Source organism: Pseudomonas trivialis (genome assembly GCF_036864995.1).
Taxonomy (GTDB): Bacteria; Pseudomonadota; Gammaproteobacteria; order Pseudomonadales; family Pseudomonadaceae; genus Aquipseudomonas; species Aquipseudomonas trivialis.
The window spans coordinates 1,268,563-1,287,269 of record NZ_CP142151.1 but is presented as its reverse complement, the minus strand read 5'-3'; the positions used below and the strand labels follow the sequence as shown (position 1 = coordinate 1,287,269).

General features: G+C 62.8%; 13 protein-coding genes and 1 pseudogene. 1 reads left to right on the top strand and 13 read right to left on the bottom strand.

Features of this window, described 5'->3' with window-relative positions; genetic code table 11:
* Positions 1 to 73 precede the first annotated feature (73 nt).
* From lysS to VRB54_RS05580, 10 genes and pseudogenes are all read right to left on the bottom strand, one after another.
* A pseudogene (gene lysS, locus VRB54_RS05625) lies at positions 74 to 1,575 on the bottom strand (lysine--tRNA ligase).
* 79 nt (positions 1,576 to 1,654) lie between these two features.
* Positions 1,655 to 2,750, bottom strand: a protein-coding gene (gene prfB, locus VRB54_RS05620) for a peptide chain release factor 2 (RefSeq protein ID WP_139136795.1) whose coding sequence is annotated in 2 segments (ribosomal slippage) — positions 1,655 to 2,677 and positions 2,679 to 2,750 — 1,095 coding nt in all. Because the reading frame shifts where the segments join, the coding sequence is not laid out codon by codon here.
* A gap of 231 nt (positions 2,751 to 2,981) precedes the next feature.
* Positions 2,982 to 3,983 carry a diguanylate cyclase gene (locus tag VRB54_RS05615; RefSeq protein ID WP_057007744.1) on the bottom strand — a complete coding sequence of 334 codons (1,002 nt, stop codon included), beginning with the start codon at positions 3,981 to 3,983 and terminating at the stop codon, positions 2,982 to 2,984.
* A 51-nt stretch (positions 3,984 to 4,034) separates the two neighbouring features.
* On the bottom strand, positions 4,035 to 5,045 hold the full coding sequence (locus VRB54_RS05610; RefSeq protein ID WP_338479864.1) for a chemotaxis response regulator protein-glutamate methylesterase: 1,011 nt from the start codon (positions 5,043 to 5,045) through the stop codon (positions 4,035 to 4,037).
* Complete coding sequence (locus VRB54_RS05605) at positions 5,042 to 7,333, bottom strand: hybrid sensor histidine kinase/response regulator (RefSeq protein WP_338479863.1); 2,292 nt, start codon at positions 7,331 to 7,333, stop codon at positions 5,042 to 5,044. Before VRB54_RS05605 ends, VRB54_RS05610 begins: the two co-directional genes overlap by 4 nt.
* Positions 7,330 to 8,028 (bottom strand): chemotaxis protein CheW, encoded by a 699-nt coding sequence (locus VRB54_RS05600; RefSeq protein WP_338479862.1) that lies wholly within the window; start codon positions 8,026 to 8,028, stop codon positions 7,330 to 7,332. Before VRB54_RS05600 ends, VRB54_RS05605 begins: the two co-directional genes overlap by 4 nt.
* On the bottom strand, positions 8,025 to 9,290 hold the full coding sequence (locus tag VRB54_RS05595) for a CheR family methyltransferase (RefSeq protein WP_338479861.1): 1,266 nt from the start codon (positions 9,288 to 9,290) through the stop codon (positions 8,025 to 8,027). Before VRB54_RS05595 ends, VRB54_RS05600 begins: the two co-directional genes overlap by 4 nt.
* On the bottom strand, positions 9,287 to 9,799 hold the full coding sequence (locus tag VRB54_RS05590; protein WP_338479859.1) for a chemotaxis protein CheW: 513 nt from the start codon (positions 9,797 to 9,799) through the stop codon (positions 9,287 to 9,289). Before VRB54_RS05590 ends, VRB54_RS05595 begins: the two co-directional genes overlap by 4 nt.
* Complete coding sequence (locus tag VRB54_RS05585) at positions 9,799 to 11,361, bottom strand: methyl-accepting chemotaxis protein (protein ID WP_422396093.1); 1,563 nt, start codon at positions 11,359 to 11,361, stop codon at positions 9,799 to 9,801. Before VRB54_RS05585 ends, VRB54_RS05590 begins: the two co-directional genes overlap by 1 nt.
* A gap of 412 nt (positions 11,362 to 11,773) precedes the next feature.
* Positions 11,774 to 12,481: a tellurite resistance TerB family protein gene (locus tag VRB54_RS05580; RefSeq protein WP_338479855.1), complete on the bottom strand. Its 708-nt coding sequence runs from the start codon at positions 12,479 to 12,481 to the stop codon at positions 11,774 to 11,776.
* Positions 12,482 to 12,814: 333 nt separating this feature from the next.
* On the opposite strand from VRB54_RS05580, the gene VRB54_RS05575 reads away from it, so the two are divergent.
* Positions 12,815 to 14,440 carry a glucan biosynthesis protein D gene (locus VRB54_RS05575; protein ID WP_338479853.1) on the top strand — a complete coding sequence of 542 codons (1,626 nt, stop codon included), beginning with the start codon at positions 12,815 to 12,817 and terminating at the stop codon, positions 14,438 to 14,440.
* Between the two features lie 502 nt (positions 14,441 to 14,942).
* Here the strand turns inward: VRB54_RS05575 and VRB54_RS05570 are convergent.
* The 3 genes from VRB54_RS05570 to VRB54_RS05560 form a co-directional block, all read right to left on the bottom strand.
* Positions 14,943 to 15,128, bottom strand: a complete 186-nt coding sequence (locus VRB54_RS05570) for a hypothetical protein (RefSeq protein ID WP_338479851.1) — start codon at positions 15,126 to 15,128, stop codon at positions 14,943 to 14,945.
* A gap of 273 nt (positions 15,129 to 15,401) precedes the next feature.
* Positions 15,402 to 16,508: an NADH:flavin oxidoreductase/NADH oxidase gene (locus VRB54_RS05565; protein WP_338479849.1), complete on the bottom strand. Its 1,107-nt coding sequence runs from the start codon at positions 16,506 to 16,508 to the stop codon at positions 15,402 to 15,404.
* A 124-nt stretch (positions 16,509 to 16,632) separates the two neighbouring features.
* The gene (locus VRB54_RS05560) at positions 16,633 to 18,534 is read right to left on the bottom strand and encodes a potassium transporter Kup (RefSeq protein WP_209989395.1); all 1,902 of its coding nucleotides are present in this window, start codon (positions 18,532 to 18,534) and stop codon (positions 16,633 to 16,635) included.
* Between the last annotated feature and the right edge of the window lie 173 nt (positions 18,535 to 18,707).

The window sequence follows — 18,707 nt, the reverse complement described above, 5'->3', positions numbered from 1 at the left end:
CTGTTTGCTTGACGCTTATAAACGCCACATAAAAAAGCCGCCTTATAAAAGGCGGCTCAGGATTTCACTTCGATCAGGCTTGCGGCCGCATGTGCGGGAACAGAATCACATCGCGAATCGACGGCGAGTTGGTCAACAGCATCACCAGACGGTCGATGCCGATACCTTCACCGGCGGTGGGCGGCATGCCGTATTCCAGGGCACGCACGAAGTCGGCGTCGTAGTGCATGGCTTCGTCGTCACCGGCGTCCTTGTCGGCCACCTGGGCCATGAACCGCTCGGCCTGGTCTTCTGCGTCGTTGAGCTCGGAATAGGCGTTGGCGATTTCGCGGCCGCCGATGAACAGCTCGAAACGGTCGGTGACGTTCGGGTTGTCGTCGTTGCGACGGGCCAGCGGCGACACTTCGAACGGGTACTGGGTAATGAAGTGCGGCTGCTCCAGCTTGTGCTCCACCAGCTCTTCGAAAATCATCACCTGCAGCTTGCCCAGGCCTTCGAAACCCAGCACTTTGGCGCCGGCTTTCTTGGCGATGGCGCGGGCCTTGTCGATGTCGTTGAGGTCGTCAGCGGTCAGCTCGGGGTTGTACTTGAGGATCGAGTCGAACACCGAAAGGCGCACGAACGGTTCGCCGAAGTGGAACAGCTTGTCGCCGTACGGCACGTCGGTGCTGCCCAGCACCAGCTGTGCCAGCTCGCGGAACAGCTCCTCGGTGAGGTCCATGTTGTCTTCGTAGTCGGCGTACGCCTGGTAGAACTCCAACATGGTGAATTCAGGGTTGTGACGGGTCGAGACGCCTTCGTTACGGAAGTTGCGGTTGATCTCGAAGACCTTTTCAAAGCCCCCCACCACCAGGCGCTTGAGGTATAGCTCCGGTGCAATACGCAGGAACATCGGCAGGTCGAGGGCGTTGTGGTGAGTCTCGAACGGCTTGGCTGCGGCCCCCCGGGGATGGTCTGCAGCATCGGCGTTTCCACTTCGAGGAAGTCACGCTTGGCAAGGAAACTGCGGATGTGGGCGATCACCTGCGAGCGCACGCGGAAGGTCTGGCGCACATCTTCGTTGACGATCAGGTCGACGTATCGCTGGCGATAACGCTGCTCGGTGTCGGTGAGGCCGTGGTGCTTGTCCGGCAGCGGGCGCAGGGATTTGGTCAGCAGGCGCACGCTGGTCATTTCGACGTACAGGTCGCCCTTGCCGGAACGGGCCAGGGTGCCTTCGGCGGCAATGATGTCGCCCATGTCCCAGGTTTTCACCGAGGCCAGGGTTTCTTCAGGCAGGGTCTTGCGGTTGACGTAGACCTGGATACGCCCGGTCATGTCCTGGATCACCATGAACGAGCCACGGTTGAGCATGATGCGACCTGCCACCTTGACCGGAATCGCAGCCTCTGCCAGCTCTTCCTTGGTCTTGTCCACGTACTGTTTCTGCAGGGCATCGCAGTAGTTGTCGCGGCGGAAGTCGTTGGGGAAGGCATTGCCCTTGGCGCGCTCGGCAGCAAGCTTTTCCTTGCGCAGGGCGATCAGGGAGTTTTCTTCCTGTTGCAGGGCTTGCGGGTCGAGTTGTTGGTCGCTCATGTCTTTAAATATTCCATCAGGTTCGTTGCCCCCAGCCTTCGGCGGGGGATCGCGGGCAAGCCCGCTCCCACAGAGGGTGTTACAGGCCGGACTTCAGGCTGGCTTCCAGGTATTCGTCGATATCGCCGTCGAGCACCTTGTCGCAATCGCTGCGTTCGATGTTGGTGCGCAGATCCTTGATCCGCGACGCATCGAGCACATAGGAACGGATCTGATGACCCCAGCCGATATCCGACTTGGTGTCTTCCAGCGCCTGGGACGCGGCGTTGCGCTTCTGCATTTCCTGCTCGTACAACCTGGCCCGCAGCATTTTCATGGCGGTGTCCTTGTTGGCATGCTGGGAACGCTCGTTCTGGCAGCTGACCACGGTGTTGGTCGGTACGTGGGTGATCCGTACGGCCGAGTCGGTGGTGTTTACGTGCTGACCACCGGCACCGGAGGAGCGGTAGGTGTCGATGCGCAGGTCAGCCGGGTTGATCTCGATTTCCACCTTGTCATCGATCTCCGGCGAGACGAACACCGCCGAGAACGAGGTATGACGGCGGTTGCCGGAGTCGAACGGGCTCTTGCGCACCAGACGGTGCACGCCGATCTCGGTACGCAACCAGCCAAAGGCGTATTCACCCTTGATGTGCACGGTGGCGCCCTTGATACCGGCGACTTCACCGGCGGACAACTCCATGATGGTCGCGTCGAAACCGCGCTTGTCGGCCCAGCGCAGGTACATGCGCAACAGGATGTTGGCCCAGTCCTGGGCCTCGGTGCCGCCGGAACCGGCCTGAATGTCCAGGTAGGCGTTGTTCGGGTCCATTTCATGGCTGAACATGCGACGGAATTCAAGCTTGGCGAGGTTTTCCTCGAGACGGGCCAGCTCGGCGACGACATCGCCCACTGCGCCTTCATCGTCTTCTTCGACGGCCATGTCCAGCAGGTCACGGCAATCGCCCAGGCCGGTGTTCAGCTCGTCGAGGGTGTCGACGATCTGCGCCAGCGCCGAGCGCTCGCGGCCCAGTTCCTGGGCGTATTCAGGTTTGTTCCAGACAGCAGGATCTTCAAGCTCGCGATTGACTTCGGTCAGACGCTCATGCTTTTGATCGTAGTCAAAGATACCCCCGAATAGTTTCGGAGCGCTCGGACAGGTCCTTGATGGTGTTCAGGATCGGGTTGATTTCCATGGCGGGCAGCACTCGTTGGCGAACTTTTGAAAGCCGGCGAGTATAACGGCAAACAGGCGCAAACGGCAGCCCGCTTGGCGAAAAGGCAGGGTTGCGTTAAGCGGCCGCAATGCTCAAAGCGACGAAGATCAAATGTGGGAGCGGGCTTGCCCGCTCCCACAAGGGATCTGCGCTTAACCGACTGGCATTAGAGCAATTCCCTCCCACACTTTGATTTGCGGCGCACTCAGCTCATTCGATCCCCACCTGATTACGCCCATTATGCTTGGCCATGTACAACCCCTTGTCCGCCGCCATGATCAACTGCCGGCAATCGGTGCCCTGCACCGGCGTGAGGGTCGACAGGCCGATGCTGATGGTCAGGCTCGAACCTTCAGTGGGCGCGATGTGCGGGATTTTCAGCGCGGCGACGGCCATGCGCAGCTTTTCGGCCACCAGCCGTGCGCCGCCCGGCGAGGTGTTGGGCAGCACCAGGGCGAACTCTTCACCGCCGTAACGCGCCGGCAGGTCCGAAGGGCGGCTGCTGGCGTCGCGGATGGCGGCGGCGACCTTGCGCAGGGCCTCGTCGCCCTCGACATGGCCGAAGCTGTCGTTGTAGGTCTTGAAGAAGTCCACGTCGATCATCAGCAGCGAGAGCTGGGTCTGGTCGCGCATGGCCCGGCGCCATTCCAGTTCCAGGTATTCGTCGAAGTGCCGGCGATTGGACAGCCCGGTGAGGCCGTCGGAGTTCATCAGGCGTTGCAGCACCAGGTTGGTGTCCAGCAGCTGTTGCTGGCTGACGCGCAGCGCGCGATAGGCGGCATCGCGCTGCAACAGGGTCATGTAGGAGCGTGAGTGATAGCGAATGCGCGCCACCAGCTCGATGTTATCCGGCAGTTTGACCAGGTAATCGTTGGCCCCGGCAGCAAACGCGGCGCTCTTGATCAGCGGATCTTCCTTGGTGGAAAGCACGATGATCGGGATGTTCGCGGTGGCCGGGTGGTTGCGGTATTCGCGCACCAGAGTCAAACCGTCCAGGCCCGGCATCACTAGGTCCTGCAGGATCACCGTCGGTTTGATGCGAATCGCCTGGGCAATCGCCTGGTGCGGGTCGGCGCAGAAGTGGAAGTCGATGTTCTCTTCATGGGCCAGGCCGCGACGCACGGCTTCGCCGATCATGGCCTGGTCGTCGACCAGCAACACCATGGCGGCATTTTCGTCGGTCTTGATGTCGTCGATCTGTAAGTCATTCATGTGCAGTCACCTGAATTACCACCTGCAGGCCGGCGTTGACTGGGGCATTGATCATTTTGCAAAAACCTCCAGCAACCGGGGCGCAATCCTGTCCAGTGGGCGAATTTCAACAGCGGCTTCAATCGCCGCCGCCGCTTTGGGCATGCCATACACCGCCGAACTCTGCTGGTCCTGGGCGATGGTCAAATAGCCTTGTTCACGCATTGATTTAAGTCCCTGTGCCCCGTCGCGCCCCATACCGGTCAGCAACACGCCGACGGCATCGCCATTCCAGTGGCTGGCCACGCTTTCAAAAAATACATCGATGGACGGCCGGTAAATCTCGTTCACCGGCTCTGCGGTATAGGCCAGCGTGCCGTTCTTCAACAGACGAATATGGTGGTTGGTGCCGGCCAGCAGCACCACGCCGCTCTGTGGCGGCTCGCCTTCACGGGCCAGGCGCACCGGCAGGCCGGAGGAGCTGCTCAGCCACTCGGCCATGCCCGCGGCGAAGACCTGATCCACATGCTGCACCAGCACGATGGCGGCGGGAAAGTCCCGCGGCAACCCCTTGAGCAGGCTTTCCAGGGCAGCCGGACCGCCAGCCGAGGAGCCGATCGCCACCAGGCTGTGGGGTTTGCCCATGGTGCGCTGGGGCGCGGTTTCGGCGCGCACGCGGCTGCCACGCTGGCCGATCAGCCAGCCGATATTGAGGATCTTGCGCAGCAACGGCGCGGCCGCATCCCTGGGGTTGCCCACGCCCAGCGCGGGAGTGTCCACCACGTCCAGGGCGCCATGGCCCATGGCTTCGAACACTCGGCTCATGTTGGCCTGGCGGTCGACGGTCACCAGCAGAATCGCGCACGGGTTATCGGCCATGATCTGCCGGGTGGCTTCCACACCGTCCATCACCGGCATGATCAGGTCCATCAGGATCAGGTCCGGGGTCAGTTCGGCGCAACGTTGCACCGCCTGCAGGCCATTGCCCGCCACCCACACCACCTGGTGCGCAGGCTCGAAACTCAGGGCGCGGCGCAGGGCTTCGACGGCGAGCGGCATGTCGTTGACGATGGCAATCTTCATGCCCGGGCGCCTCCGATCAGTTCGACCACGGCGTCAAGCAGGGCGTCATCATGGAAGCTGGCCTTGGCCAGATAATAGTCGGCGCCGGCATCGAGCCCTCGCCGTCGGTCTTCTTCGCGGTCCTTGTAGGACACCACCATCACCGGCAACGATTGCAGGCGTGTGTCTCGGCGCAGGAGTGTGACCAATTCGATACCGTCCATACGAGGCATATCAATGTCTGTGATCAGCAGGTCGAAGTCTTCGGAGCGCAATGCGTTCCACCCGTCCATGCCGTCGACCGCCACGGCCACTTCATAGCCGCGATTGAGCAGCAGTTTGCGTTGCAGCTCACGCACGGTGAGTGAGTCGTCCACCACCAGCACGCGCTTGCGCGGCGCTTCGGTGGCCTGCTGGCTGCGTCGGGCGATGCGCTCCAGGCGGCCGGTGTTGAGCAGTTTGTCCACCGAGCGCAGCATGTCTTCCACATCGACAATCAGCACCACCGAGCCATCGTCGAGCAAGGCGCCAGCGGAAATATCCTGAACCTTGCCAAGGCGGTCATCCAGCGGCAGCACCACCAGCGTGCGCTCACCGATAAAGCGCTCCACGGCGATACCGTACACCGCGTCGCGCTCGCGGATCACCACGACTTTAAGCGTTTCGTCATTGTTCTGCCCCGGCGGGCGCTGCAGCAACTGGCTGGCGGCGACCAGGCCGACATGCCGGCCCTCGTGCCAGAAGTGCTGGCGGCCTTCCAGTTGCACAATGTCATCGGGGGCCAGGTCGCACATGCGTTCAATATGGGCCAGCGGGAAGGCGTAGGCCTCTTCGCCGACTTCGACCACCAGGCTGCGCACCACCGAAAGGGTCAACGGCACTTCCAGGTGGAAGCGACTGCCCTGCCCCGCCGTTTGCTCCAGCACCACCGCGCCGCGCAGTTGCCGCACCATATGCTGCACTGCATCCAGGCCGACCCCGCGCCCGGACACTTCGGTGACCTTGTCGCGCAGGCTGAAGCCCGGCAGGAAGAGGAACGTCAGCAGCTCCTCCTCGCTCAGGCGCAAGGCGGTTTCCAGCGGCGACAGGTGCCGATCGACGATGCTGCCGCGCAGGCGCTCCAGGTCGACGCCATTGCCGTCGTCGCTCAGTTCCAGCACCAGCAAGCCGGCCTGATGGGATGCGCGCAGGCGGATCAGGCCTTCGGCGGGCTTGCCGGCGAGCACGCGCTGCTCGGGCATTTCAATGCCATGGTCGACGGCATTGCGCAGTAAATGGGTGAGCGGCGCTTCGAGTTTTTCCAACACGTCGCGGTCGACCTGGGTCTTTTCGCCCTCGATCTCCAGGCGCACCCGCTTGCCCAGGGTACGGCCAAGGTCGCGGACCATGCGTGCCTGCCCCGCCAATACATCGGCAAATGGGCGCATGCGACAGGCCAGCGCGGTGTCATAAAGCACCTGCGCACGCTGCCCGGCCTGCCAGCCGAACTCGTCCAGCTCGGCGGTTTTTTCCGCCAACAGGGCCTGGGCTTCGCTCAGCAGGCGACGGGTATCGGCCAGGGCCTCCTGGGCTTCGAGGTTCAGATTCAGGGTCTTGAGCTGGCCATCCAGGGAATCCAGCGCACGCACGCCCTGGCTTTGAATGCGCTTGAGGCGTTGCAGGCTGGCCAGATACGGCTTGAGCCGCTGGGTTTCCACCAGGGATTTGCTGGACAGGTCCAGCAGGCTGTTCAAGCGCTCGGCGGTGACGCGCAGCACGCGTTCGCCGCCTTCGGTCATGCGCTTGCCCTGACGCGCGGGCTCGCTGGCAGCAGGCGGCGCAGGTTCGGGCTCAGGCTCGGGCTCGAGCGGCAAGGTTTCCATGACTGGCGTCGGAGCCGGCGCTGGCTCGGCTGGCGCTGCGATCTTTGCCGTGGGCTGCGACGGATCCAGCAAGCGCTCCATCAGCGCCACATAGGCTGCGATATCGGCAGGCGAGACGTCGTTGCCCGGCGTGGCGATGCGCATCAGCAGGTCGGTGCCCTGCAGCAGCGCGTCGATGTGCTCGGGTTGCAGGTACAGGCGCGCTTCCTGGGCACTGACCAGGCAGTCCTCCATCACGTGGGCCACACTGACCCCGGCGTCCACCCCGACGATGCGCGCCGCGCCCTTGAGCGAGTGCGCGGCGCGCATGCAGGCTTCGAGCTGGTCGGCCTGGGTGGGATTGCGTTCCAGGGCCAGCAGGCCGGCGCTTAGCACCTGGGTTTGCGCATCGGCTTCCAGGCTGAACAGTTCCAGCAGCGAGGCATCGCGCATCTGGTCGGGGGTCATGTGAGGCTCCGGGTCACGGCGGACAACAATTGTGCCTCGTCCAGCCAACGCAGGCTGCGGCCCTTCCACTGCAGAACACCTTGGGTGAAGCGCCCGCTGGCCTGGGTGCCGGAGGCCGATGCCGCTTTCAAGGTGCGCTCATCGACCGCATGAATGCCATCAACCTCGTCCACCGGTACCACGACCGGGCCATCCTGCGCGGCGATGATCAGCATGCGCGGCATGATCCGCCCGCCTGTCGCCCCGGCGCTGGTGGCGTCCAGGCCAAGCAGTTCGACCAACGACAGGCACGCCACCAGCGCGCCACGCACATTGGCCACGCCGAGCAACGCACGGGAACGCTGGTGCGGCAGGGAATGGATCGGCTGCAGCGGCGCCACCTCCACCAGACAGCGGGTGGCGATCCCCAGCCACTCCTCGCCGAGTCGGAACATCAGCAGGGAACGGGTGACGATGTCCTCATCGACCTCGGCCGCTGCCGGGCGGCGGTCTTCCTGTTGCAGGGCGTAGCGGTCCAGCAACCGCGTGGCGGCGGCTGAATACACCGAGCAGTTGCGGCAGTGAATATGCTCCGCCAGCAGCGGGCAGGACTTGTCGCCATGGATGCCGATGCGGTTCCAGCAATCGTCGATGGCCTGGGTGTCGGCCAGGGTCAGGTCCAGGCCGGCGGTGTCGAGCGCCTTGGTGCTACTCATCGTTTGGACTCACTGTCAGCTCGCTCGCTGCGCGCGGCACGTGCCTGCAGGCGACGCGCGCCCGCACTGTCGCCCTGGGACTCGAGCAACGCGGCCAGGTGCATCAGGGCCTGCGGGTGCTGGGGTTCCAGGTACAAGGCTTTTCGGTAATAACCCTGGGCTTCCAGGGCGCTGCCGGCCACATCGCTGAGCAGCCCCAGCCAGTAAAACACCTGGGCGGCCGGCGGATGGTTGCTCAAATAGCGTTCGCAGGCAGCGCGGGCTTCGGCGCTCTTGCCGGCGTTGGCCAGGGTTGCGATCTGGCTGAGCAAGTCGGCCGTGTCGGAGGGCGGCGCCTTGATCGGCACCACCTGGGCGCTGGCCGTGCTGAACGGTCGCGGCTTGATCGGCAGCGGCATCGGTGCCGCGCTGCGCGCAAGCACGGGATTGGGCATGGGTGCAAACACCGGCGCGGGCTTGACCGGTTCCGCATGGCGGCTGAAGGCAAACGACTGCGGCACGCCAATCGAACGCATGCCGTGGCGCCCCAGCAGGCTGCCCTCGACCGGGCCGATGAACAGCACGCCGTCCAGGTGGGTCAAGCCCTTGAGCACATCGAACACCTGCTGTTGCGTCGGCTGGTCAAAGTAGATCAGCAGGTTGCGGCAAAACACGAAATCGTAGGCCGATTCATTGGCGAGCAGGGCCGGGTCAAGCAGGTTGCCGACTTGCAGGCGCACCTGTTCGCGCACGCGGTCGGCGATGTGATAACCATCGGCCTGTTCGCTGAAGTGGCGGTCGCGAAAATCGATGTCGCCGCCGCGAAACGAATTCTTGCCGTACACGCCGCGCCGGGCACGCTCCACCGACAGCGGGCTGACGTCCATGCCCTGCACCTTGAACTGGTGCGGCGCAAGGCCGGCATCGAGCAGGGCCATGGCGATCGAATAGGGCTCCTCGCCCGTGGAGCATGGCAGGCTCAGAATGCGCAAGGCGCGCAGTTGCTTGAGTTCGTCCAGACGCGCCTTGGCCAGCCGCGCCAGGGTTGCGAAGGATTCGGGGTAGCGAAAGAACCAGGTCTCGGGAACGATCACCGCTTCGATCAGCGCCTGCTGTTCGTCGTGGGAGCGTTGCAGGTGCTGCCAGTAATCATCCGCTGTCTGCGCCTGCACCGCCTGGCTGCGCTGGCGCACGGCACGCTCGATAATGGCTTCGCCCACTGACGCGACGTCCAGGCCGATGCGTTCTTTCAAATAGGCAAAAAAGCGCGGGTCGTTGCTCATAGGCTCAACTCGGCAGAGAACAGCAAGGCACGCACGTCTTCGGTGAGCAGTTCATTTACGCCGATCCATTGCGTCAAGCCCGCCGCATCTTCGCGCACTGGCCCAAGGTACGGCGCCTCGCGATTGTCCAGGCCATAGGGTTTAAATTCGGCGGGGTCGCAGCGCAGGGTGTCAGTGGCCTGTTCGAGAATCAGCCCCAGCCGGCGCGGTGCGGCCCAGGATTGCGGCTGGTAGTTGACCAGCACCAGCCGCGTGCTCGTGCGGGCCTGGGCGGCGGTGCCGAAGGTCAGCGCACTCAGGTCGATGACCGGCACCAGCGCGCCGCGATGGGCAAAAATGCCCGACACCCAGGCGGGCGCGTGGGCGATGGGCTTGAGTGGCAGGCGCGGCAGCACTTCGGCCACTTCGGTGGCTTTGAGGGCAAAGCGTTCGCTGCCGATGTGGAACAGCAGGAACAACGCCTTTTTCGCTGCCGTAACGGCGCCGCGTTTAGCCGCGAGGTCGCTCATCAGACTTTGAAACGCGACACGCCGCTGCGCAGACCCACCGCAACCTGGCTCAGTTCATCAATGGCAAAGCTGGCCTGGCGCAGGGACTCCACGGTCTGGCTGCTGGCATCGCCGAGCTGCACCAGCGCGTGGTTGATCTGCTCGGCGCCGGTGGCCTGGGCCTGCATGCCTTCGTTGACCATCAACACCCGTGGCGCCAGCGCCTGCACCTGATGGATGATCTGCGAAAGCTGCTCGCCCACCTGCTGCACTTCGAACATGCCGCGGCGCACTTCTTCGGAGAACTTGTCCATGCCCATCACCCCGGCCGAGACTGCCGACTGGATCTCGCGCACCATCTGCTCGATGTCGTAGGTAGCCACGGCGGTCTGGTCGGCCAGGCGGCGCACTTCGGTGGCCACTACGGCAAAGCCGCGCCCGTATTCGCCAGCTTTCTCGGCCTCGATGGCGGCATTTAGCGAGAGCAGGTTGGTCTGGTCGGCGACCTTGACGATGGTCACCACCACCTGATTGATGTTGCCGGCCTTCTCATTGAGGATTGCCAGCTTGGCGTTCACCAGGTCAGCGGCGCCCATCACCGAATGCATGGTTTCTTCCATGCGCGCCAGGCCCTGCTGGCCGGAGCCGGCAGCCACCGAGGCCTGATCGGCGGCGGTGGAGACTTCGGTCATGGTGCGCACCAGGTCCTTGGACGTGGCGGCGATTTCCCGCGATGTAGCGCCGATCTCGGTGGTGGTGGCAGCGGTTTCGGTGGCGGTAGCCTGCTGCTGCTTGGAGGTAGCGGCAATCTCGGTCACCGAGGTAGTGACCTGCACCGAGGAACGCTGGGCCTGGGACACCAGGGCGGTCAGTTCGGTCATCATGTCGTTGAAGCCGGTTTCCACGGCGTTGAATTCGTCCTTGCGCTCCAGATTCAGGCGCTTGCTCAGGTCGCCCGTGCGCATGGTTTCGAGGATGTCGACGATGCGCTTCATCGGCGCCATGATCGCGCGCATCAGCAGCAGGCCACACAGGTCGGCGGCGAGGACGGCGATGATCAGCGACACCACCATGCTGATCTTGGCCGACATCACGGCCTCGTCAATGGCCGCCGTGGCGCGGTCGGACACGTTCTTGTTTTCAGTGATGATGTCGTTGAGCTTCATGCGCCCTTCGGTCCAGATCGGCGTCAATTGCTCTTCGAGCAACACACTGGCAGCGGGCAGGTCGTTGGCTTCAATGCGTTCCAGCACCTGGGCCAGGACCTTGTTGTAATTGATGTGCGCGGCCTTGAAGTTGTCGAACTCCATGCGGTCAGCCTGGTCATGCACGGTTTTTTCATAGTTGGCCATCTGCTGCTCGATACGCGCTTCGAAGGACTTGTAGTCGTTCTTGTCGGTATTGGTGAGGGTCTTCTCCTCGCGCAGGCCGATGATGTCGATGGTCTGTAAATAGCTGTCGACCCACGCGCTGCGGATCATGGAGCTTAAGTAGACCCCTGGCACCGCATCATCCCTGACGGCTTCCTGACTGACTTCGATCTTCAGCAACCGTGAGTAGGACACCACGACCATCAGCAACATGATCGCGATAATGACCGCAAAGCTCGCCAAAATCCGTTGGCGCAAGGTCCAGTTCTTCACAGTAATTCCTCGAAGGGCCATTCAAATGGGGGGAGTATAGCTGAGGGGAATGTGCGAGGGGGGTTGCTTGCGATGGCGGTGCGTTTGTATCAAAAGTACTGACTGGTTCAGGCAAGCACATCCCTGTGGCGAGCAGCCTTGATCTAATGCCGTTCAGTTAAGCGCAGATTCCCTGTGGCGAGCAGGCTTGTCCTGCGTTGGGCTGCGCAGCAGCCCCAAAACCAGCCTGCGCGTAGTATCAGGTATACCGAGGGTTCCTTCATTGGGGGCGCTTCGCCCCCCAACGCGGGGCAAGCCCGCTCGCCACAAGAAGCGGGGCCTCCCACATCATTGATTTGCGTACCGCCCGTATTTACTGGGCCAGACGTACCTGCTTCTCCAGTTCGGCCTTCAGGCCGGGCTCCAGCCGGAGCTGGCGGGCCAGTTCGTCGAGGTATGACTTTTCCATGAAGTTTTCCTCGTCCACCAACATCACGCTGGCGATGTACATCTCTGCGGCCATTTCCGGGGTGCCTGCGGCGCGGGCCACATCGGCAGGGTCCAGGGGTTTGTTGAGCTCGGCATGCAGCCAGCTTTGCAGCTCGCGGTCGTTGTCCAGTTTGGTGAACTCGCCTTCGATCAGCGCGCGCTCGCGCTCGTCGACGTGCCCGTCGGCCTTGGCGGCGGCGACCAGCGCCTTGAGGATGCCCTGGCTGTGCTGCTCGACCTGGGCCGGCGGCAGGCGGTCGATGGTTTGCGGTTCGCTCTGGCGCGCGCTGGCCTGCTGCGCCTGCCAGTTGCCGTAAGCCTTGTAGGCGATGACGCCCAGGGCCGCCAGCCCGCCGTAGGTGAGCGCCTTGCCGCCGAATTTGCGCGCTTTTTTGTTGCCCATCAGCAGGCCCATGGCGCCCGCCGCCAGAGCACCACCGCCTGCGCCGCCGAGCAGGCTGCCCAGGCCGCCACTGCCGAGCAGGCCATCCAGGGCGCCTTTTTCATCCGATTTGCGCTGGCCGCCAGCCTTTTTTTGCAACATGTCCTGACCAGACTTAAGCAACTGATCGAGCAATCCACGGGTATTCATAAATAGCCTCCAGGCACTTGGGTACATAGGACAAACAGACCTCAGCGTAAAACCAAGTGCCACATTTACTGCTTGCTAGAGTGCTTCCAGATGTAACGCCGCCTTTGTAGCGTGAAGTGCGCAGCCGCCCCTTCGCTGGTTTGGAAATGTCTTGTCGCACATGCAGAGCTATCACAGTGCCACCAATCAATTTTCCTTGCCCATCGAACCGCTTAAGCTATCCGGCGTCTGTTTAATGTCCGTTGCGTTTGGCCGAAGGCATGTCCGAACCGTTATTTCTGATCCATTACGTGCCAGGAACGGCGCGGGATTTGCTCACGACAGGTTGTCTCTATGCATCGCAGGAATTTGCTCAAAGCGTCCATGGCCATTGCGGCTTACACCGGTTTGTCGGCCAGTGGCCTGCTGGCCGCGCAGGCCTGGGCCGGTAACCGTGCCGCCGATGGCAAGGCCGTGGCATTCGATTTTGAAACGCTCAAGGCCCAGGCCAAACAGCTCGCTGGCGCAGCCTATAAAGACACCCGGCAGGTGCTGCCGCCCACGCTGGCGAACATGACCCCGCAAAATTTCAACGCGATTGGCTACGACGGCAATCATTCGCTGTGGAAGGAATTGAACGGCCAGTTGGATGTGCAGTTCTTCCACGTCGGCATGGGCTTCAAGACGCCGGTGCGCATGCACAGTGTCGACCCCACGACCCGCGAAGCCCGTGAGGTGCATTTCCGCCCGTCGCTGTTCAACTATGAAAAGACCACGGTAGACACCAGGCAACTGACCGGCGACCTGGGTTTCTCCGGCTTCAAGCTGTTCAAGGCGCCGGAGCTGGACCGCCATGACGTGTTGTCATTTTTGGGCGCCAGCTATTTCCGTGCGGTGGACTCCACCGGCCAGTACGGCCTGTCAGCGCGCGGCCTGGCGATTGATACCTACGCAAAAAAACGCGAGGAATTCCCCGACTTCACGCAGTTCTGGTTCGAGACCCCGGAGAGGAACGCCACGCGCTTTGTGGTGTACGCCCTGCTCGACTCACCGAGCGCCACCGGTGCCTATCGCTTCGATATCGACTGCCAGGCCAATCAGGTGGTGATGGCAATCGACGCGCATATCAACGCGCGTACCGCCATCGAACAACTGGGCATCGCGGCCATGACCAGCATGTTCAGCTGCGGCACCCATGAGCGGCGCATGTGCGACACCATCCACCCGCAAATCCACGATTCGGACCGCCTGGCGATGTGGCGCGGTAACGGCGAATGGGTGTGCCGCCCGTTGAACAACCCGGCCAAGCTGCAGTTCAACGCGTTTGCCGACACCGACCCCAAAGGCTTCGGCCTGGTGCAGACCGACCATGAGTTCGCCAGCTATCAGGACACCGTGGACTGGTACAGCAAGCGCCCAAGCCTGTGGGTAGAACCGACCACCGCCTGGGGCGAGGGCTCGATCGACCTGCTGGAAATCCCCACCACCGGCGAGACTCTGGACAATATCGTGGCCTTCTGGACCCCGAAAAAACCCGTGGCTGCCGGCGACTCCCTCAATTACGGCTACAAGTTGTACTGGAGCGCCCTGCCCCCGGTCAGCACGCCGCTGGCGCAGGTCGACGCAACCCGTTCCGGCATGGGCGGCTTTACCGAGGGCTGGGCACCCGGCGAGCATTATCCAGAAGTCTGGGCGCGCCGCTTTGCCGTGGACTTCAAGGGCGGCGGCCTGGACCGCCTGCCCGCCGGCACCGGCATCGAGCCGGTGGTGACCTGCTCCCACGGTGAGGTCAAGGATTTCAGCGTGCTGGTGCTCGACAACATCAAGGGCTATCGCATCCTGTTCGACTGGTACCCCACCAGCGACAGCGTGGAACCGGTGGAGCTGCGCCTGTTTATCCGCACCCAGGACCGCACCTTGAGTGAAACCTGGCTGTACCAGTACTTCCCGCCTGCGCCGGATAAACGCAAGTACACCTGAGGCGCCGGTTATAAATATGTGAGCAGGTTTGCCCGCGATAGCGATGAGTCAGTTGTTCATGTAGCAACTGGCCTGCCGTCATCGCGGGCAAGCCCGCTCCCACAGTTGATCGCGCTCACACGCCCCGATACCGGTCGGCTCTAAGGCCGCCACGCTTTTGCTTTTGATCTGGAGCGCCCCGTCAAACACGCTGGCCGAACGCAGGCTTTGGAGCGTGGGTAACCCGGCAGGACGCCGGGTTAGCCGCGCTGGGCCAAGGATGGCCCATCGCGGCGGCCCACGCTCCATAGCCTGCGTTCGGGCACACCGAGCCTGAGCGAGGTGCCGAGTGTTGGGGCGAAGCGTTTTGGGTTACTTTTTGTGCTCTTCAAAAAGTGACCCGCTGTAAGAGCGGAACCTCCAGCAGCCGTTACCGCAGAAACGGATATGTACACCGAAAAATCGCCTTCGCGGGCAAGTCGAATCGTCGCACCGCCGCTCCCACAGTTGATTTTCGCTGATTTTAAAACCGCGACACACTCTTCATCGCCCCCACCAGATACCGCATCGCTACCTGATCGTTTTCGGTCAGGGCGCGATACTGCGCCAGCAATTCAGCCTCGTCCGAACTCAACCTGCGACCACGCAGGGACATCCTGCGGGTCAGAAAACACGCCACCACACCCGCTACACCATAGGACTTGGCCATGGACTGTTTCTCCTGATAACGATCAAATGCTCCTTGCGCCCATTCTTTGCCTGCGATGAAGCGCAATACCTTCGCGGGCAAACCGACTGACTTCCTGGGCCAGAAACCAGACATACCCTAAGCGTAGAAACAATCTCGTCCCGTGTGGGATTTTTTTAGAGTATTCACTTAAAAAAAGTGCTTCGGTAACAAATACCTACAGCCTTTTCCCACATAGATGGACAAAGAAAAACCCACCGGGTGAGGGTGGGTTTCGGTGCAGCCCGCGCGGCATCAATCGCGCAGATCGGACTCATGGATCGGCTGGTCGCGATGGGTCGCGCGCTGATACTGCGCCGGCCAGGTGGCCTTGCGCCCGCCCAGGTCGTCATCGGCATGCAGGGGCCAGTACGGGTCGCGCAGCAGTTCACGGGCGAGGAAGATCAGGTCCGCCTGGCAGGTGCGCAGGATATGCTCGGCCTGTGCCGGCTCGGTGATCATGCCGACGGTGCCGGTGGCGATCCCGGATTCCTTGCGCACGCGCTCGGCAAAACGCGTCTGGTAGCCGGGGCCGGTAGGGATTTCGGCGTTGGCGGCGGTGCCACCGGAGGAGACGTCGATCAAGTCCACGCCCAGGTCCTTCAGGCGGCGCGCCAGCTCCACGGTTTCATCGGGGTTCCAGCCGTCTTCCACCCAGTCGGTGGCCGACACACGCACAAACAGCGGCAGCTCCTGAGGCCAGACGTCGCGTACCGCGCGAGTCACTTCGAGCACCAGGCGGATGCGGTTTTCGAAGGAGCCGCCGTACTGGTCCCGGCGCTGGTTACTGATGGGCGAGAGAAACTGGTGCAGCAGGTAGCCGTGGGCGGCGTGGATCTCCACCACCTCGAAACCCGCCGTCAACGCGCGCCTGGCGGCCGCCACGAAGTCGGCGATCACTTGCTGGATCTGCCCTTCGTCCAGCGGCGTGGGCTGGGTGTGCTGAGGGTCGAATGCAATCGGCGAGGGCCCCACCGGCACCCAGCCACCGTCTTCCGGCTTGACACTGCCATGCTTGCCGATCCACGGACGGTGCGTGCTGGCCTTGCGTCCGGCGTGGCCCAGCTGGATGCCGGCTACCGCGCCCTGGGCCGCGATGAAACGGGTGATGCGCTGCAGCGGCTCGATCTGTGCGTCGTTCCACAAACCCAAGTCCTGGGCGGTGATACGGCCATCGGCGGTCACAGCGGTGGATTCGGTGAAGATCAGCCCGGCGCCGCCCACCGCACGGCTGCCAAGGTGGACCAGATGCCAGTCGTTGGCCAGGCCATCGACACTGGAGTACTGGCACATCGGCGAGACCACGATGCGATTGAGCAGGGTCAGTTGGCGCAGGGTATAGGGTTCGAGCAGTTGACTCATGGCGCACCTCTTCCGGGTTCTGTGGGCACATCAACGGTGCCTGGAGCCTAGTCGACAACCGTGGATCACACAGGGTTCAGAAGGAAAGACGGGAGCCGATTGCCGGCTCCCGGGGCGCTGCGGTCTACATTTCGACCTGGGTGCCCAGCTCGATTACCCTGTTTACCGGGAGCTTGAAGAAGCGCAGGTTGCCGTTGGCGTTCTTCAGCATGAAGGCGAACAGCGCTTCGCGCCAACGCGCCATGCCCTTTATGCGCGAGGCGATCACGGTTTCGCGGCTGAGGAAATACGTGGTGCGCATCGGGCTGAAATCCAGCTCTTCCAGATGGCACAACTTCAGCGCCTGGGGCACATCCGGCTCGTCGGTAAAACCAAAGTGCAGGATCACCCGGAAGAAGCCCTCGCCGTAGGCATCCACCTCGAAGCGTCGGGCAGTGGGTACGCGCGGAATGTCTTCGTAGACCACCGTCAGCAGCACCACTTGCTCATGCAGCACCTGGTTGTGCAGCAGGTTGTGCAGCAGCGCATGGGGCGTTGCGTCGGGCCGCGCGGTAAGGAACACCGCCGTGCCCTGCACGCGGTGAGGCGGCTGCACGCGGATGCTGTTGATAAAAATCGGCAGCGGCAAGCCGCCCTCGTCGAGGCGCTCCACCAGCAGTTGCTTGCCGCGCTTCCACGTCGTCATCAACACGAACAGCACGATCCCCGCCAGCACCGGGAAGGCGCCACCCTGAATGATCTTCGGCACGTTGGCGGCAAAGTACAGCCCGTCCACCAGCAGGCAACAGAGCAACACCGGCACGGCGAGAATCGGCGGCCATTTCCACAGCAGCAGCATCACGGCCGACACCAGGATGGTGGTCATCAGCATGGTGCCGGTCACTGCCACGCCGTATGCCGAAGCCAGTGCGTTGGAGGACTCGAAGCCCAGCACCAGCAGGATCACACCGACCATCAGCGACCAGTTCACCGCGCCGATGTAGATCTGGCCCTGCTCGGCGCTGGACGTGTGCTGGATGTGCATGCGCGGGATGTAACCCAGTTGGATCGCCTGACGCGTCAACGAGAACGCCCCGGAAATGACCGCCTGGGATGCAATCACCGTGGCCAGCGTAGACAGCACCACCAGAGGGATCAGTGCCCAGCTTGGCGCCAGCAGGTAGAACGGGTTGCGCGCCGCTTCAGGATCGCCCAGCAGCATGGCGCCCTGACCGAAATAATTGAGCACCAGCGCCGGCAGCACCAGGATGAACCAGGCGCGGGCGATGGGCTTGCGCCCGAAGTGGCCCATGTCGGCGTACAACGCCTCGGCGCCGGTCAACGCGAGCACCACTGCACCCAGAATCGCCACACCGATGCCGGGGTGAGCCTCGAAGAAACGCACGGCCCACATCGGGTTCAGCGCGCTGAGCACTTCGGGGTGCAGCGTGATGCCATACACGCCAAGGCCGCCGAGCACCAGAAACCAGGTGACCATCACCGGCCCGAACAGCTTGCCGATGCGGTCGGTGCCGTGCTTCTGGATCAGGAACAGCGCCACCAGCACCACCAGCGCGATGGGCACCACCCACTTATCCACGCCATCGAAGGCCAACTCCAGGCCTTCCACCGCCGACAGCACCGAGATCGCCGGAGTGATCATGCTGTCGCCATAAAACAGCGCCGCACCGCACAGGCCGCACACCACGAGGAAACTGCGCAGTCTCCTGCGCTCCCCCGCCGCACGTCGCGCCAGCGCGGTCAGGGCCATGATGCCGCCTTCGCCCTGGTTGTCGGCGCGCAAAACGAACAACATGTATTTGATCGACACGACCCAGATCAGCGACCAGAAAATCAGCGCCAGGATCCCCAACACGCCGTCATGGTTGACCTGCACCCCATAACCGCCGGTGAATACTTCTTTGAGGGTATAGAGCGGGCTGGTCCCGATATCGCCGTAAACCACCCCGACCGCCGCCACCAGCATGCCTATCGGCTTGGCGTTTGAATGCTCGGCACCCGCCGCCTGACTACTTGCCTGACCCATCAACCACTCCTGCCCTTTGACCTGCGGCCACTTATAAACAACGCACCTGAGCGGACCCTAGCATGCGCCGTTTAACTTCTCGTAACAGACGTTTTATTGACTCACGGGGCTGGCCCGTGAGTAGAGGCGCGAAGCATAGCGCAGCACTCGTCGCATTTCCCTGCATAAAGCTG

Bases quoted from the DNA above. Each gene is read 5' to 3' on its own strand.
- VRB54_RS05585 (WP_422396093.1), bottom strand. From the start codon at position 11,361: ATGTTGCTGATGGTCGTGGTGTCCTACTCACGGTTGCTGAAGATCGAA.
- VRB54_RS05570 (WP_338479851.1), bottom strand. From the start codon at position 15,128: ATGGCCAAGTCCTATGGTGTAGCGGGTGTGGTGGCGTGTTTTCTGACC.
- VRB54_RS05600 (WP_338479862.1), bottom strand. From the start codon at position 8,028: ATGAGTAGCACCAAGGCGCTCGACACCGCCGGCCTGGACCTGACCCTG.
- VRB54_RS05590 (WP_338479859.1), bottom strand. From the start codon at position 9,799: ATGAGCGACCTCGCGGCTAAACGCGGCGCCGTTACGGCAGCGAAAAAG.
- VRB54_RS05575 (WP_338479853.1), top strand. From the start codon at position 12,815: ATGCATCGCAGGAATTTGCTCAAAGCGTCCATGGCCATTGCGGCTTAC.
- VRB54_RS05605 (WP_338479863.1), bottom strand. From the start codon at position 7,333: ATGACCCCCGACCAGATGCGCGATGCCTCGCTGCTGGAACTGTTCAGC.
- VRB54_RS05615 (WP_057007744.1), bottom strand. From the start codon at position 3,983: ATGAATGACTTACAGATCGACGACATCAAGACCGACGAAAATGCCGCC.
- VRB54_RS05565 (WP_338479849.1), bottom strand. From the start codon at position 16,508: ATGAGTCAACTGCTCGAACCCTATACCCTGCGCCAACTGACCCTGCTC.
- VRB54_RS05580 (WP_338479855.1), bottom strand. From the start codon at position 12,481: ATGAATACCCGTGGATTGCTCGATCAGTTGCTTAAGTCTGGTCAGGAC.
- VRB54_RS05610 (WP_338479864.1), bottom strand. From the start codon at position 5,045: ATGAAGATTGCCATCGTCAACGACATGCCGCTCGCCGTCGAAGCCCTG.
- VRB54_RS05560 (WP_209989395.1), bottom strand. From the start codon at position 18,534: ATGGGTCAGGCAAGTAGTCAGGCGGCGGGTGCCGAGCATTCAAACGCC.
- VRB54_RS05595 (WP_338479861.1), bottom strand. From the start codon at position 9,290: ATGAGCAACGACCCGCGCTTTTTTGCCTATTTGAAAGAACGCATCGGC.